This window comes from Streptosporangium sp. NPDC002607 (assembly GCF_053592655.1).
On record NZ_JBSFWD010000045.1, the window covers coordinates 1 to 14,063 of the forward strand.

General features: G+C 69.4%; 11 protein-coding genes. 4 read left to right on the forward strand and 7 right to left on the reverse strand.

Annotated elements, in window-relative coordinates; all coding sequences use genetic code 11:
• Positions 1 to 76: 76 nt before the first annotated feature.
• The 5 genes from ACWD3H_RS36170 to ACWD3H_RS36190 all read right to left on the reverse strand — a co-directional run bounded on the left by ACWD3H_RS36170 (position 77) and on the right by ACWD3H_RS36190 (position 6,494).
• Complete coding sequence (locus tag ACWD3H_RS36170; protein ID WP_451958218.1) at positions 77 to 1,231, reverse strand: Gfo/Idh/MocA family protein; 1,155 nt, start codon at positions 1,229 to 1,231, stop codon at positions 77 to 79.
• Between the two features lie 95 nt (positions 1,232 to 1,326).
• Entirely contained in the window at positions 1,327 to 2,391 is a 1,065-nt protein-coding gene (locus tag ACWD3H_RS36175; RefSeq protein WP_355563242.1) for an ABC transporter substrate-binding protein, read from the reverse strand.
• A 219-nt stretch (positions 2,392 to 2,610) separates the two neighbouring features.
• Complete coding sequence (locus ACWD3H_RS36180; protein ID WP_350914341.1) at positions 2,611 to 3,618, reverse strand: ABC transporter permease; 1,008 nt, start codon at positions 3,616 to 3,618, stop codon at positions 2,611 to 2,613.
• A 100-nt stretch (positions 3,619 to 3,718) separates the two neighbouring features.
• A complete protein-coding gene (locus ACWD3H_RS36185; protein ID WP_451958219.1) occupies positions 3,719 to 5,227 on the reverse strand; it encodes a sugar ABC transporter ATP-binding protein in 1,509 nt (502 codons plus the stop codon).
• 370 nt (positions 5,228 to 5,597) lie between these two features.
• On the reverse strand, positions 5,598 to 6,494 hold the full coding sequence (locus ACWD3H_RS36190; protein WP_355563237.1) for an SDR family oxidoreductase: 897 nt from the start codon (positions 6,492 to 6,494) through the stop codon (positions 5,598 to 5,600).
• 309 nt (positions 6,495 to 6,803) lie between these two features.
• On the opposite strand from ACWD3H_RS36190, the gene ACWD3H_RS36195 reads away from it, so the two are divergent.
• The gene (locus ACWD3H_RS36195; RefSeq protein WP_355616983.1) at positions 6,804 to 7,862 is read left to right on the forward strand and encodes an NAD(P)H-dependent amine dehydrogenase family protein; all 1,059 of its coding nucleotides are present in this window, start codon (positions 6,804 to 6,806) and stop codon (positions 7,860 to 7,862) included.
• A gap of 334 nt (positions 7,863 to 8,196) precedes the next feature.
• Here the strand turns inward: ACWD3H_RS36195 and ACWD3H_RS36200 are convergent, their stop codons facing one another.
• Both ACWD3H_RS36200 and ACWD3H_RS36205 read right to left on the reverse strand, forming a co-directional pair.
• Positions 8,197 to 8,703, reverse strand: coding sequence for a flavin reductase family protein (locus ACWD3H_RS36200; RefSeq protein ID WP_355563231.1), 507 nt, complete (start codon positions 8,701 to 8,703; stop codon positions 8,197 to 8,199).
• A gap of 119 nt (positions 8,704 to 8,822) precedes the next feature.
• Positions 8,823 to 9,344: an NADPH-dependent FMN reductase gene (locus tag ACWD3H_RS36205; RefSeq protein WP_451958220.1), complete on the reverse strand. Its 522-nt coding sequence runs from the start codon at positions 9,342 to 9,344 to the stop codon at positions 8,823 to 8,825.
• 182 nt (positions 9,345 to 9,526) lie between these two features.
• On the opposite strand from ACWD3H_RS36205, the gene ACWD3H_RS36210 reads away from it, so the two are divergent.
• From ACWD3H_RS36210 to ACWD3H_RS36220, 3 genes are all read left to right on the forward strand, one after another.
• Positions 9,527 to 10,420: a glutathione S-transferase family protein gene (locus tag ACWD3H_RS36210; protein ID WP_451958221.1), complete on the forward strand. Its 894-nt coding sequence runs from the start codon at positions 9,527 to 9,529 to the stop codon at positions 10,418 to 10,420.
• 203 nt (positions 10,421 to 10,623) lie between these two features.
• On the forward strand, positions 10,624 to 13,164 hold the full coding sequence (locus ACWD3H_RS36215) for a glycoside hydrolase family 9 protein (protein WP_451958222.1): 2,541 nt from the start codon (positions 10,624 to 10,626) through the stop codon (positions 13,162 to 13,164).
• A 78-nt stretch (positions 13,165 to 13,242) separates the two neighbouring features.
• Positions 13,243 to 13,908, forward strand: coding sequence for a B3/B4 domain-containing protein (locus tag ACWD3H_RS36220; protein WP_451958223.1), 666 nt, complete (start codon positions 13,243 to 13,245; stop codon positions 13,906 to 13,908).
• Positions 13,909 to 14,063: the final 155 nt, after the last annotated feature.

Below are 14,063 nucleotides of genomic sequence, written 5' to 3' on the forward strand. Positions count from 1 at the left end.
CCCCGACGAATGCGTCGACTGTGGCGCGTGCGAACCCGTCTGCGCGCGCGGTGCACCACACCGGCGACCGGCCCGCTCACGTCTGCCGTACCGCTGTCAGCCGGCTCTGGTCGGCGGCGCTGCGCTCGACCGCGGCCAGCACGCGCTGGACCCGCAACCCGTCGTCGAACGACGGGGACGGCGCGGTGCCGGAGGCGATCGCCTGTACGAAGTCCTTCACCTCGTGGGTGAAGGTGTGCTCGTAGCCAAGGCCGTGACCCGGTGGCCACCACGCCCCCGCGTACGGGTGCCCCGGCTCGGTGACCAGCACCCGGCGGAACCCCGCCTCCTCGGCAGGCAGGGCGTGGTCGTGAAACCAGAGCTCGTTCATGGCCTCGAAGTCGAACGCCACGCTGGCGGCCGAGCCGTTGATCTCGATGCGCAGCGCGTTCTTACGCCCGGTGGCGAACCGGGTGGCCTCGAACGAGGCCAGCGCGCCACCGCTGAACCTGCCGATGAACAACGCCGCGTCATCGACGTCCACCTCCCCCGTCTCGGCACCGCCGCCGACGCCGGCCGACAGCCCGGCCGAGGTCTCGGCCAGCGGGCGCCGGGTGATGAAGGTCTCGGTCAGCGCCGAGACTTGCGTCAGGTGCTGACCGGTGATGAACTGCGCGGTGTCGATGATGTGCGCGCCGATGTCGCCCAGCGCCCCGGACCCGGCGAGCTCCTTTCGCAGCCGCCACACCAGCGGGAAGTCCGGATCGACGATCCAGTCCTGCAGGTACTGCGCCCGCACGTGCCGGATCTCGCCCAGCCGCCCCTCGGCCACCCAGCGGGCGGCGAGCGCGATCGCGGGCACCCGCCGGTAGTTGAACGCCACCATCGCGTAGACCCCGCGGGCCGCGGCCGCCCGTGCCGCGTCCGCCATGGCCTCGGCCTCGGCGACCGTGTTGGCCAGCGGCTTCTCGCACAGCACGTGCTTGCCGGCCTCCAGCGCGGCGATCGCGATCCGCGCGTGCGAATCACCGGGGGTGCAGATGTCGACCACGTCGACGTCCTCACGGGCGATCAGCTCGCGCCAGTCGGTCTCGACCGCTGCCCAGCCCATCTGCTCGGCCGCCCGCGCCGTGCCCTCGGCCGAGCGGCCGCACAGCGCCGCCATCACCGGCCGGGCCGGCAGGTCGAAGAACGCCGGCGCGCTACGCCAGGCCTGGGAGTGCACCCGGCCCATGAACGCGTAGCCGACCATGCCGATACCCAGCCTCGGGCGTTCCCCCCCTGCCGTTCCCGACGTCGGCCCCGGTGTCGGCGTCGGTCCGGGCGCGGCCTCGTCCGCCTGAGCCATCAGGACTCGAATCCCAGCGGCAGGTAGGCGTCCACGTTCTCCTTGGTGATCGTCTCCGAGGCCAGGGTGATCGACTGGGGCACCTGGTTCTCCACCAGGTCGCTCATCCCCTTGCCCTGAGCGATCAGGCGGGCCAGTTTGATCGCCGAGGAGGCCATTGTGGGGCTGTAGGTCACCGTCGCCTCCAGCACCCCCGTTCCTTCCTTGATGTCGCGCATCGCGTTGGCCGACCCGGCGCCACCGACCATGAAGAACTCGCTGCGCCCGGCCTCCTTGATCGCGGCCAGCACGCCGATGCCCTGGTCGTCGTCGTGGTTCCAGATCGCGTCGATCTTCTTGTGCGCCTGCATCAGGTTCGCCGCGACCTTGGTCCCCGACTCCACGGTGAACTGCGCGTCCTGCTTGGCCGTCACCGCGAACCCGTACGTCTTCAGCGCGTCCTCGAACCCCTTGCTGCGGTCCTGGGTCAGCGGCAGCGTCGCGATGCCCTGGATCTCCAGGATCACCGGATCGGCCACCCCCTTGTCCTTGAGCTTCTTGCCGATGTAGTGGCCGGCCGCGACGCCCATGCCGTAGTTGTCGCCGCCGATCCAGGTGCGGTACGACAGCTTGTCGGGGAAGACCCGGTCCAGGTTGATCACCGGGATGCCCGCGTCCGAGGCCTGCCGGGCGATCTGGTTGAGCTGCTGGCCGTCGTTCGGCAGGATCACCAGGGCGGCGACCTTCGCCGCGATCAGCGACTCCACCGCGGAGATCTGCGCGTTGATGTCGTTGGTCGGCTCGACCGGCTTGAACTCGATGTCGGAGTACTGCTTGGCCGTGGCCTCGGCGTTCTTGGCGATCGCGGCGATCCAGCCGTGATCGGCGGCGGGCGCCGAGAAGCCGATGACCACCTTGTCGCCGGGCGCCTCGTTACCACCGGTCGCGGCCGCCGGTGCCGGCGCCGTGCTTGCCGCGCCGGCCGGTGCGGCCACCTCGTTGCCGGTGCACGCCGTCACCAGCGCACCCGCACCGATGACCGCACCGCCGAGCAGGAAACCCCTGCGAGCGACGTTCTCTGTCATGACCCTGCTCCTTCTTGGGGGGAAACTTGGGGGGAAGCGTGACGCGCCCCGCGGACCCCTGACCGGTCCGCGGGACGCGGGTCCAGGCCCTGTCTGACGGATCTTGCCGCGGCGAGGACCGACCGGCCTCTCGCGAGCCGGCGGAGGGCCGCGGTGACCGGCGGCAACGTGGCGAGACGCCGCCTGACCTCGGGGTGCGGAAGATCCAAGAGACAGGGCCTAGGTCCGTGAGGTGAGGGCGCGCCGCTGGAGCAGCACGGCCACCACGATGATCAGGCCCTTGGCCACCAGCTGGTCGCTGGTGTTGAGCCCGTTGAGAATGAACAGGTTCGTGATCACAGTGAAGATCAGCAGACCCAGGATCGATCCGATGATCGACCCGCGTCCCCCGGTCAGCAGCGTGCCGCCGATGATGACCGCCGCGATCGCGTCCAGCTCGTACAGGTCTCCGTGCGTGGAGGAACCCGTCGTGGTCCTGGCCATGATCAGAACCGCCGCGATCCCGCAGCACAGCCCTGACAGCGCGTACAGCAACACGGTGTGGCGGCGCACGTCGATGCCCGCCAGCCGGGCCGCCTCGGGGTTGCCGCCCACCGCGTAGGTGCGCCGGCCGAACGTGGTCCGGTTCAGCACCACCCACCCGGCCAGCACCACCAGCGCGAAGATGTAGACCAGCACCGGGATGCCCAGCACCCGGGTCGTCGACAGCTCCACGATCATCTCGTTGCCCTGCTGCACCAACTGGGTGCGCCGGTCGGACATCCGCTGTGCCAGCCCCCTGGCGGCCACCAGCATCGCCAGCGTCGCGATGAACGGCACCATCCGCCCGTAGGAGATCAGCAGCCCGTTGACCAGGCCCGCCCCGGTACCGACCAGCACCGCGCACACGATCATCACGAGCGGGCCGTAGGACTGGGTGGCCAGCGTGGTCGCCCACACCGACGCCAGTGCCATCACCGCGCCCACCGACAGGTCGATGCCCCCACCGATGATCACGAAGGTCATGCCGACCGTGATCACCCCGATGGTCGCGGCCAGCGACAGGATGCTCACCAGGTTGGAGGTGGTCGCGAAGGTGTCGGGCACCGTGACCAGGCCCACCACCGCCAGCAGTACCAGCGCGACCACCAGCCCGAGGTGGCGCGTCTCCCCGAGACGGGCCAGCGGGCTCACCACGACGGGTTTACGGACCGACGCCTCGACGCGCTCGTCCGAGGACGACTTCACCGGAGCCCCGCCAGGGTGTTCTCGAAGCGACGAGAGATGACGTTCATGAGGACCTGTCGGTTCCTTTCACCAGTCCCGGTGCTCCCGGTCGAGAGGGATGTCACAGGGCACTCCCTTCCATGATCATGTCGAGGACGGCGTGCTCGTCCAGCTCACCGGCATCGGCCTCACGGATGACCCGGCCCTCCCGCAGGACCAGCACCCGATCGGCCAACCCCAGCACCTCGGGCACCTCGCTGGAGACCAGCAGCACCCCGATCCCCTCATCGGCCAGCCGCCGCACCAGCGTGTACAGCTCCGCCCGAGCCCCCACGTCCACCCCCCGCGTCGGCTCGTCCAACAGCAACAGCTTGCGGTCGTTGAGCAGCCACCGCGCCAGCACCGCCTTCTGCTGGTTGCCGCCGGAAAGCGTCTTGACCGGCCGCTCGGGATCGGCCGGTCGGATGTCCAGGGCCCGCACCATCTCCCGCGCGTCCGCGGCCTCGCGGCGGCGGTCCATCCACCCCAGCCGCGAGTAGCGGCCCAGGCTGGCCAGGCTGATGTTGCGCGACACGCTCTGGTCCAGCAGCAGGGCCTGCGCCTTGCGCTCCTCGGGGGCCAGCCCCATCCCCAGGCGGACCGTGCCCGTCGTACCGCCCCCGCGTACCGGCCGCCCCTCCAGGAGCACCTGCCCCGAGAACCTCCGCGCCCCGTACACCGCCTCGATGATCTCCGAGCGGCCCGAGCCGACCAGCCCGGCCAGCCCCACGATCTCTCCCGCCCGCACCGAGAACGACACGTCGGTGAAGACGCCGGGCACGGTGAGCTTTTCGACCCGCAGCACCTCGGCCCCCGCGACGCGTTCCGCGCGGCGCGGCGGGAAGACGTACTCGACCTCGCGGCCGGTCATCAACGCCACCACCCGCGAGGTCGGAGTCTGCTTGGCCGGCAGCCCCACCGCGACCGTGCGACCGTCCTTGAGCACCGTCACCCGGTCCCCGATCTCGCGGATCTCCTCCAGCCGGTGCGAGATGTAGACCACCGCGACCCCCTGAGCGGTCAGCTCCCGGATGATCCGGAACAGGTTGCCCACCTCGTCATGGGCCAGCGCCGCCGACGGCTCGTCCATGATGATCAACCGGGTGTCGTGCGACAGCGCCCGCGCCATGCTCACCACCTGCTTGGCCGCCGGCGACAGCCGTCCCACCTCCGTCGACGGGTGGATCTCACCGTGCCCCAGCCGGGCCAGCAGCTCCCGCGTCGCCCGCGCCGCCCTTCCCCGTCCGACGAACCCCAGCCGGGCCGGCTCGTGTCCGAGGAAGACGTTCTCCGCCACACTCAGCCCGTCCACCAGATCGAGTTCCTGGTAGATCGTGGAGATGCCGAGCCTGATCGCGGCGATCGGGCTCGACAGCCGCACGTCCGCACCGTTCAACGTGATCGTGCCCTCATCGGGCTGATGAGCGCCCGCCAGAGTCTTGATCAGGGTGGACTTCCCGGCACCGTTCTGGCCGAGCAGGCAGTGCACCTCACCGGGCAGCACCTCCAGGTCGACACCGTCCAGGGCACGCACGCCGGGGAACTGCTTGACGATCCCCCGCATGCGCAGCAGGGGGGTGGCTTCGGACATGGGGCCTCACTGGTTCGTCGTCGGGCCGAGAGAACGTGGTCGCCGCAGGCCCCACCCGCTCCGCCAGGTGCGGCTCGATGAGCCGGTCGGGTTCGGCGCGCGAGCGCGCCCCGCACGCGGCGACCGTGGTGGCGCGTGCTCTCCGGCCGAACGGTGACCCGACTCACAGCACCTCCTCGCCCGGAGTGGGATGTGCAGAAGCTAACCCCCTTTGGCTGGGTTTGTGAAGAGCTTTTAACTAACAGTCCGTCGACTTTTGCAGGAATCAGCAAAAGTCCTGGCCCCGCCCCCGGCGCGGACAGCAGAAGGGGCGCCCCCGGTGTGGGAGCGCCCCTTGAGCCTCAGGACCGCCGGAACGCGGCGCGCGGCGTCAGAGCATGGCCTTCATGGAGGCGGTCGCCTGCCGGCCGAGAGTGGTCGGGGTCAGGTACGGCTGCTCGGCGAGGATCGCCTGCCAGTTGTCGCGGATGTCCTCCACCGTGTGGTCGTCCTGCCGCCAGCCGGGCCCCTCGGCCACGAACACCCGGGCGATCCGGCCACCGCCGACGCTGAAGACCTCGCCGCTGGTCTCACAGGCCTCGTGCGCCAGGAAGGTCACCAGGGCGCTGACCCGCTCCGCGGTGAACTTGGCCTCGAACTCGGCGGGGAGGATTTCCTCGGTCATCCGGGTCCAGGCGATCGGCGCGATCGCGTTGGCCTTGATCCCGGCCCTGGCCCCCTCGATGCCGAGCGTCTTGGTGAGGCCGACCAGGCCCATCTTGGCCGTGGAGTAGTTGGCCTGGCCGAAGTTGCCGAACAGCCCGGCGGGCGAGGAGGTGTTGACGATCCGGCCGTACCCCTGTTCCTTGAGGTACGGGAACGCCTCCCGGCTGACCAGGAACGAACCGCGGACGTGGACGGCGAGAACCTGGTCGAACTCCTCGACGCTCATCTTGCCGAAGGACTTGTCCCGCAGGATGCCGGCGTTGTTGACGACGATGTCCAGCCGCCCGAAGGCGTCGATCGCGGTCTGGACGATCGCCCTGGCCCCCTCGGGGGTCGCGACGTTGTCGGTGCTGGCGGCCGCCTCGCCGCCGTTCTTCCTGATCAGCTCGACCACCTCGGCGGCGGGTCCGGTGGAGGCCCCCGTTCCGTCCAACGCCCCGCCCAGGTCATTGACGACCACCTTGGCACCGCGCTCGGCGAGCGACAGCGCGTGCGAACGGCCGAGACCGTGTCCGGCACCGGTGATGACCGCGACCCTGCCGTCAAACCGCAGCTCTGACATCCGCAACCCTCCTACGAGAACATAATTCTAGTCTCTTGAACAATAGCTTGCTTGGCCCCGGCGATGCCATCGCGGACGCCCCGGCCCCCCCGGTGCGACCGGCGACGCCCCGGAAGCGACCGAACATCTTCCGGATAAAGGCACCAAAATCCCCCAGAGCGGTAACCAAAAAATAGGAGATCATTGCGCATAGTAAGCGAGCGTGTTAATTTCTGCTAAAGTTTCTGCCCCATACGGGCGAGGGTCAATGATGACACCCCTCATTTTCCCAACAGGGCCCCGCCCAACAATTCGGGCTGGAGGCCCCATATGTCCTTATCGCCGCCCCTGCGCGTGGTCCAATGGGCCACCGGCGCAGTCGGCAGATACTCCCTGCGCAGCGTCATCACCCGGCCGGAGTTCGAACTGGTCGGGGTGCTGGTCTACGACCCGGACAAGGTGGGACGGGACGCGGGGCTCCTCGTGGGACTCCCCGAGGCCGGCGTCGTCTGCACCGACGACGTCGAGGAGATTCTCGCCCTGGAGGCCGACTGCGTGCTGCACATGCCGCTGCCGACCTTCTACTTCGGCGGGGGTCATCCGAACGACGTGGAGACCATCTGCGCGCTGCTCGCCAGCGGCAAGAACGTCATCACCACCACCGGGTTCGTCTACCCCAAGTGCTACGGCCCGGCGGTGGTGGACCGCCTGGAGGCCGCCTGCCGGGCGGGAGGGACGTCCCTGCACGGCACCGGCGTCAACCCCGGTTTCATGAGCGACATGCTGCCGCTCACGCTGACCGGCCTGTCCAGCAGGGTCGACCACATCTACGTCCGGGAGTCGTCCGACTTCCGGGGTCACCCCTCCCGGCAGATCGTGGTGGACCTGTTCGGCTTCACCCGCTCGGCCAAGGACTACACCGCCGGGGTGCGTCCCTTCCGCGCCTTCCAGCGCTCGCTGTTCGCCGAGAGCGTCCAGTTCGTCGCCGACAACCTCGGCGTGACCCTCGACGAGGTCGAGGAGAGCGACGAGTTCGAGCTCGCCTCAGAGGAGTTCGAGATCGCCGCGGGACTGGTCAGGGCGGGCACCGTGTGCGCCTCCCGCTGGATGTTCAGCGGGCTTGTCCGCGGCCGTCCCCTGATGACCGTGGAATGTGTCTACAAGGCCGACGCCACCCGGGTGGCACGCTGGGCCGACCCCGGCTTCAGCGTCCACATCGAGGGCATGCCCCAGCTGATGCTCACCGTCAGCGAGATCTCCCACGGGCTGGCCGGCGCCGCCGCCCATGCCGTGAACTCCGTGGCCGCCCTCTGCGCCGCCCCACCGGGCATCCGTACCGCCCTGGATCTCCCCCTGACCACCGGCCGGGGCACCGTCCGCCTCGCCTGAGAAAGCCCCGGGGAAGCCCAGAGGAAGCCCAGAGGAAGCACTGCCAGGCATCGCGCGGGCGAGCCCCGCGGCAGGCCGGCCGTACGGCGACCGGGGCACGCGAAGCCGCCGATTAGAGATATCCGGTATTTAACACTTTCGCCGAAATAAGCGGCTTCTCCGCTCGGGCCCGCGCACCGATCACCCGCCGTGCACCCGCGCCTCCGCGTCGCGTTCACCCATCCGGAAATCGGCCATGGAATTCATCAGGGCACCGAAGGTCAGAGCCCACGGAAGGGAACGCTCCATCACGGGACATCCCCTTGCCCGACCAAACGGAAATTCCACTCAACAATCAGGAGTGAGGGGTGAAACGCCCGAAACGGCCCTGGTGGTACAGGAGCGGGCGACCTCCGGGTTCGAGGCTCGTCTCGGTGACGAGTCCGACGACCAGGATGTGATCACCGATGTCGACGGTGGAGTGGGGGGCACAGACCAGGTGAGCCGAGACACCGTCCAGCAGCGGGACGCCCAGGTGCCCCGGGGCCCAGGAGGTGGGTGCGGCGAAGCGGTCGACGCCCTTCCTCGCGAAGCGCGCGGCCAGCTCGGCCTGATCGCTGGCCAGGACGTTCACCGCGAAGTGATCGGCCTGCCGGAGCCAGGGCCAGGTGCTCGACGACTGGTCCACGTAGAAGGAGACCAGCGGGGGCGCAAGGCTGACGGATGCGAATGAGGTGGCCGTGAGACCGACCGGTACGCCCTCGAACTGCGCCGTGACGACGACGACCCCGGCCGCGTGAACGGCCAGCGCCTGCCGGAACCGCTCCGCGTCGACCGCTCGGCCGGACAGGGTCTCGGTCATGACACCTCTCCCAGGGACGGGTGGGGTACCGCCAAGGTGCTCCACTTGGTCACTTTTCCCCCTTCGAGGAACAAAAGACACTTCTCAGAACCCATTAATGTCGCCATCTCTTCCCGGCGTCACGCGGGAGTCCGCTGCCCGAGCGCCGCCGCCACCTGCGGGCCGACCCGGTCGGCCCAGGGGCCGAGGACCGCGTCGAGGTCGGCGAGCTGCGACTCCAGCAGCGCGAGGCCCGGCGTGGGAACGACGGCACCAAGCTCCACCAGCAGCGGCCGGAAGTGGACCTCCACCGCCAGGGAGTGCCTGGCGTCCCCCATCACCAGCAGCGGGAGCGCGACGGCCGAGGCGAGGGCGCCACCCGGCAGCCGGTCGAGGAACGCCTTGAGCAGGCCGGTGTAGGTGGCCTTGTAGGTCGGGCTCGCCACCACCAGCACATCGGCACCCGCGAGGAGCTCCAGCGCGGCCTTCACCTCCGGCGCCGTCTCCGGGGCGAACAGCAGCGGAGCCAGGACCGCCAGATCGACGACCTCGGGAGCCTCCTGATCCCCGATCCGCCGGGCCACCGCCTCCGCCGCCGAGATGGCCACTCCGTGAGTGCGCGACCCGGGTCGCGGGTTTCCCACCACGGTCACGATGCTCATGAGGCCACCGGCGCTTTCTGGTCGAAACGGGTCAGATAGCAGCTCATACCGGACAAGCTACGCACCACTCCGGACTAAGTCAATATTTCCTACTTGTTTTGCATGAAACTCTCCAGAGGGCCGAGCCCCACCGATCTCCTCAACCGAATCATATTCGGTTCGGGATCCCGTACCGTCATACCATGAAGCTGGAAAAGGAGATCTCCGGCGACGGCCGCTTCGTCAGGCAGCAGAACCGGTTCACGACACGGATCGAGGCGGGCGGCGAGCATCCGCCGGAGCCCGGCCGCTACCAGATCTACGCCTCCTACGCCTGCCCGTGGGCGCACCGCTCGCTCATCGTCCGCGAGCTGCTGGGCCTGCGGGAGGTGGTCGGGGTGACGATCGTCGATCCGATCAGGGACGAGAAGGGCTGGCGGATACCCGGAGGTGATCCGGTGACGGGAGTGGAGTACCTCTCCGAGCTCTACCTGGCGACCGATCCCGGCTACCAGGGCCGCTACACGGTGCCCTGCGTCTGGGACATCGCCGCCGGGCGCCTGGTCACCAACGACTACCCGCAGATCACCCTCACCCTGGAGACGGCCTTCGCGCCGTGGCACGCCGAGGGCGCGCCCGACCTCTACCCCGAGGAACTGCGCGAGGAGATCGACGCGCTGAACGAAGTGATCTTCCACGGCCTCAACAACGGCGTCTACCGGGCCGGGTTCGCCCGCTCCCAGGAGGCGTACGACGAGGCGGTCACCGGCGTGTTCGCCACGCTCGACCTGCTGGAGGAGCGCCTGACCGGCCGGCGCCGCCTGCACGGCGACGCGCTCACCGAGAGCGACGTGCGGCTCTACCCCACGCTCGCCAGGTTCGACACGGTCTACAACTCGCACTTCAAATGCTCGGTGCGAAGGCTCGTCGACTACCCGGCTCTGTGGGCCTACGCCCGCGAGCTGTACGCCATTCCCGCGTTCCGCGACACAACCGACTTCGATCAGATCAAACGGCATTACTTCGTGACACAGACGAACGTCAACCCGAGCGGGATCGTGCCCCGGGGGCCGGAGGTCGACTGGACCGCTCCCTGACGCGGCCCCCGGAGGCTCTGAAAGTTTCATCGGGCAAATCGGTCATTCACCCGGTCAGCGGGCGACCCCGGAGGGGGGTCGATTGACTGCGGGCGAAACGCGCTGGAAACATCGGCACATCCTCGTAGTGGGAGCGCTCCCACAAAGACGCTCCCGCCCAACGCTCCCACCGCGAGGCGCATCCCCCGCGTAAAGGACCCCCCGTGATCAGACCACCTGCCTGGCTCGCTCTCGCCACGGCCGCCGCCCTGGTGACCCTGACCCCACTGCCCGCCGCCGCGGACGGCCCCGAACAGATCGTCAACGGCACCTTCGACACCGGCACCGCCCCCTGGTGGAGCACCGGCAACACCGCGCTGGAGATCGAGGACGGACGGCTCTGCGCGGACATCCCCGGTGGCACCGCCAACCCGTGGGACGTCATCGTCGGCCAGAACGACATCCCCCTGGTCAAGGACGAGACGTACGAGTTCTCCTTCTTCGGCGTCGCGACGCCCGGCCGCGTCGCCAGGGCCCTCGTCCAGCTCCCGGTCGACCCCTACACCCAGTACCTGTCGGCCAACCCCGAGCTGAGCGTGTCGGGCAACGACTACCGCTACACCTTCACCTCACCGGTGGACCTGCCAGGCGCGCAGGTGGCGTTCCAACTCGGGGGCAGCGCCACCCCGTGGAGGTTCTGCGTGGACGACGTCTCCCTGAAAGGCGGAGCCGAACCCGACGTCTACCGGCCGGACACCGGACCCCGCGTCCGGGTGAACATGGTCGGCTACCTGCCCGCCGGGCCGAAGAGGGCCACGCTCGTCACCGAGGAGACGGAGCCGGTGGGCTGGAAGCTCCGGCGCGGCGGGCAGGTCGTCGCCCAGGGCGACACCGTCCCGCGCGGCGTCGACGGAAGCTCCGGCCAGAACACGCACTCGATCGACTTCGGCTCGGCCCCCGGCACCGGCATCGCCCCCGGCACCGGCTACACGCTGGAGGCCGACGGCGAGACCAGCCGCCCGTTCGACATCGGCGCCGACGTCTACGACGAGCTCAGGGGTGACGCGCTGAAGTTCTACTACACCCAGCGCAGCGGCATCCCGATCCTCGACACCCTCCGCCCCGGCTACGGCAGGCCCGCCGGGCACGCGGGCGTGGCCCCCAACCAGGGGGACGTCGAGGTGCCCTGCCAGCCGGGCGTCTGCGACTACACGCTGAACGTCAAGGGGGGCTGGTACGACGCGGGCGACCACGGCAAGTACGTCGTCAACGGCGGTATCTCCGTCCACCAGCTGATGTCCGCCTTCGAGCGCGCCAAGGCCGACGGCATCCACTCCGACGGTGATCTCAACATCCCCGAGAGCGGCAACGGGGTCCCCGACATCCTCGACGAGGCCCGCTGGGAGCAGGAGTTCCTGCTCAGCATGCAGGTCCCGGACGGCCGGCCACACGCGGGGATGGTCCACCACAAGATCCACGACGCCGCGTGGACGGGCCTGCCGCTCCTGCCCCACCTCGACGCGCAGCGGCGCGAGCTGCACCCGGTCTCCACCGCCGCCACCCTCAACCTGGCCGCCACCGCGGCCCAGGCGGCCCGGCTCTTCGCCCCGTACGACGCCGCGTTCGCCGCGCGCAACCTCGCCGCCGCCAGGAAGGCCTGGGCCGCGGCCAAGGCCGACCCCGCACGGTACGCCGACCCCTCCGACGGGGTGGGCGGCGGCACCTACGACGACAACAACGTGACCGACGAGTTCTACTGGGCCGCCGCCGAGCTCTATCTCACCACCGCCGAGAAGGAGTTCAAGGACTACGTGCTCGCCTCGCCGCACCACACCGGCGACATCTGGCGTGAGCGCGGCTTCGACTGGGGCAACACCGCCCAGCTCGGCCGCCTGCAGCTGGCCGCGGTGCCCAACGCGCTCCCCGACCGGGCACGGGTGCGCCAATCGGTACTGGAGGGCGCCGACAGGTATCTCGCCGTCCAGAAGGCCCACCCCTACGGCGTCCCGTACAACCCGTCGACCTACGACTGGGGCTCCAACAACCTGGTGCTCAACAACATGGTCGTGATGGCCGTCGCCCACGACCTCAGCGGCGAGGCGAAGTATCGCGACGGGGTGCTGGAGGGGCTGGACTACCTCTTCGGGCGCAACGCCCTCAACCAGTCGTACGTGACCGGCTACGGCGAGGTCGCCGCCAAGAACCAGCACAGCCGCTGGTACGCCCACCAGCTCGACCCGTCCCTGCCCAACCCGCCGCGCGGCACCCTGGCGGGCGGCCCGAACTCCAGCATCCAGGACCCGGTGGCCCAGGCCAAGCTCAGGGGTTGCGCGCCCCAGTTCTGCTACATCGACGACATCGAGTCGTGGTCCACCAACGAGCTGACCATCAACTGGAACTCCCCGCTCGCCTGGATCGCCTCCTACCTGGACACCCCCGCCGCCACCGGGGTGTGCAAGGTGACCTACACCAACCACGGCCAGTGGCCCGAGGGGTTCAACACCCAGGTCACCGTCACCAACACCGGCAAGAAGGCCATCGACGGCTGGACCCTGAAGTGGTCCTTCCTCGGCGGCCAGAGCGTCCGGCGGCACTGGAGTGCCGACATCTCCCAGGACGGCGCGACCGTGACCGCCAGGAACCTCAGCTGGAACAAGACCATCAGACCCGGTGACTCGGTCACCTTCGGCTTCATCGGCGCCGACGCCCCGGGCCCCAACCCCAAGCCGGAACGCCTGCTCCTCAACGGCACCCTCTGCGGATGATCGGCGCGGGGTGGCCGTCCACTGGACGGCCACCCCGTCCTTCCTCGCCGCGCCGCGCACGCCGCCTAAACTGGGGCCGTGATCGAGGACATCTGGGTGGACCCCGCCGTCAGCGCGCTCAGGCCGGACTTCGCGGTGCTGGTGATAGGGGTGTACGGGCTGCGCAACGGGCCGACGGACGACAGGTCGCGGGCCTGGCTGGCGGAGGCGGCCGAGAAGGCGGTGGCGGTCGACGACGCGAGGGTCGAGGCGTGGCGGGAAACATACCGGGCATTCGGCGCCAAGCCCCAGCGGACCCGGCCCTCGGTGGACGCCCTGGTCAGACGGATGCCGCCGCCGGAGATCAACCGGGTGGTCGACGCCTACAACGCGATCAGCATCAGGCACGGCCTGCCGATCGGCGGAGAGGACCTGACCCGCTACGAGGGGACGGCAAGGCTGGTGCGCGCGACCGGCGACGAGCCGTTCGAGGTCGTCGAGAGAGGCGAGCCGGCGATCGACCACCCGGAGATCGGCGAGGTCGTCTGGCGTGACGACAGGGGGGTCACCTGCCGCCGGTGGAACTGGCGGCAGTGCGTCCGCACCCGGATCACCGAGGAGACGACGGACGCGCTGTTCCTGCTGGAGCGACTCGCACCCCTGTCCATCGAGGAGTTGCGGGCCGCCGGAGACGAACTGGCCGGCCTGCTCGAAGATGTTACCCCGGAGATACAGACAGAGTTCCGACTGGTCGGATTGGATTGACGAAGCCCGCCGGGTCCGGCTGACCAGGGACTCAGCGGGCAGAACGGCTACCCAGGAGGTGACCGTTTTAAACAGTTCTGAGAGGATCGACAAGGAAGCTGTGGCCAGAGTGGCGCAGGTCCGGGCCGAGGCGAGTAGCCTTGGACAGGTTCTCT

What these genes read in the sequence shown, in the direction of transcription:
- ACWD3H_RS36175 (WP_355563242.1), bottom strand. Translation starts at nt 2,391, where the DNA reads ATGACAGAGAACGTCGCTCGCAGGGGTTTCCTGCTCGGCGGTGCGGTC.
- ACWD3H_RS36170 (WP_451958218.1), bottom strand. Translation starts at nt 1,231, where the DNA reads ATGGTCGGCTACGCGTTCATGGGCCGGGTGCACTCCCAGGCCTGGCGT.
- ACWD3H_RS36200 (WP_355563231.1), bottom strand. Translation starts at nt 8,703, where the DNA reads ATGACCGAGACCCTGTCCGGCCGAGCGGTCGACGCGGAGCGGTTCCGG.
- ACWD3H_RS36210 (WP_451958221.1), top strand. Translation starts at nt 9,527, where the DNA reads ATGAAGCTGGAAAAGGAGATCTCCGGCGACGGCCGCTTCGTCAGGCAG.
- ACWD3H_RS36185 (WP_451958219.1), bottom strand. Translation starts at nt 5,227, where the DNA reads ATGTCCGAAGCCACCCCCCTGCTGCGCATGCGGGGGATCGTCAAGCAG.
- ACWD3H_RS36205 (WP_451958220.1), bottom strand. Translation starts at nt 9,344, where the DNA reads ATGAGCATCGTGACCGTGGTGGGAAACCCGCGACCCGGGTCGCGCACT.
- ACWD3H_RS36195 (WP_355616983.1), top strand. Translation starts at nt 6,804, where the DNA reads ATGTCCTTATCGCCGCCCCTGCGCGTGGTCCAATGGGCCACCGGCGCA.
- ACWD3H_RS36190 (WP_355563237.1), bottom strand. Translation starts at nt 6,494, where the DNA reads ATGTCAGAGCTGCGGTTTGACGGCAGGGTCGCGGTCATCACCGGTGCC.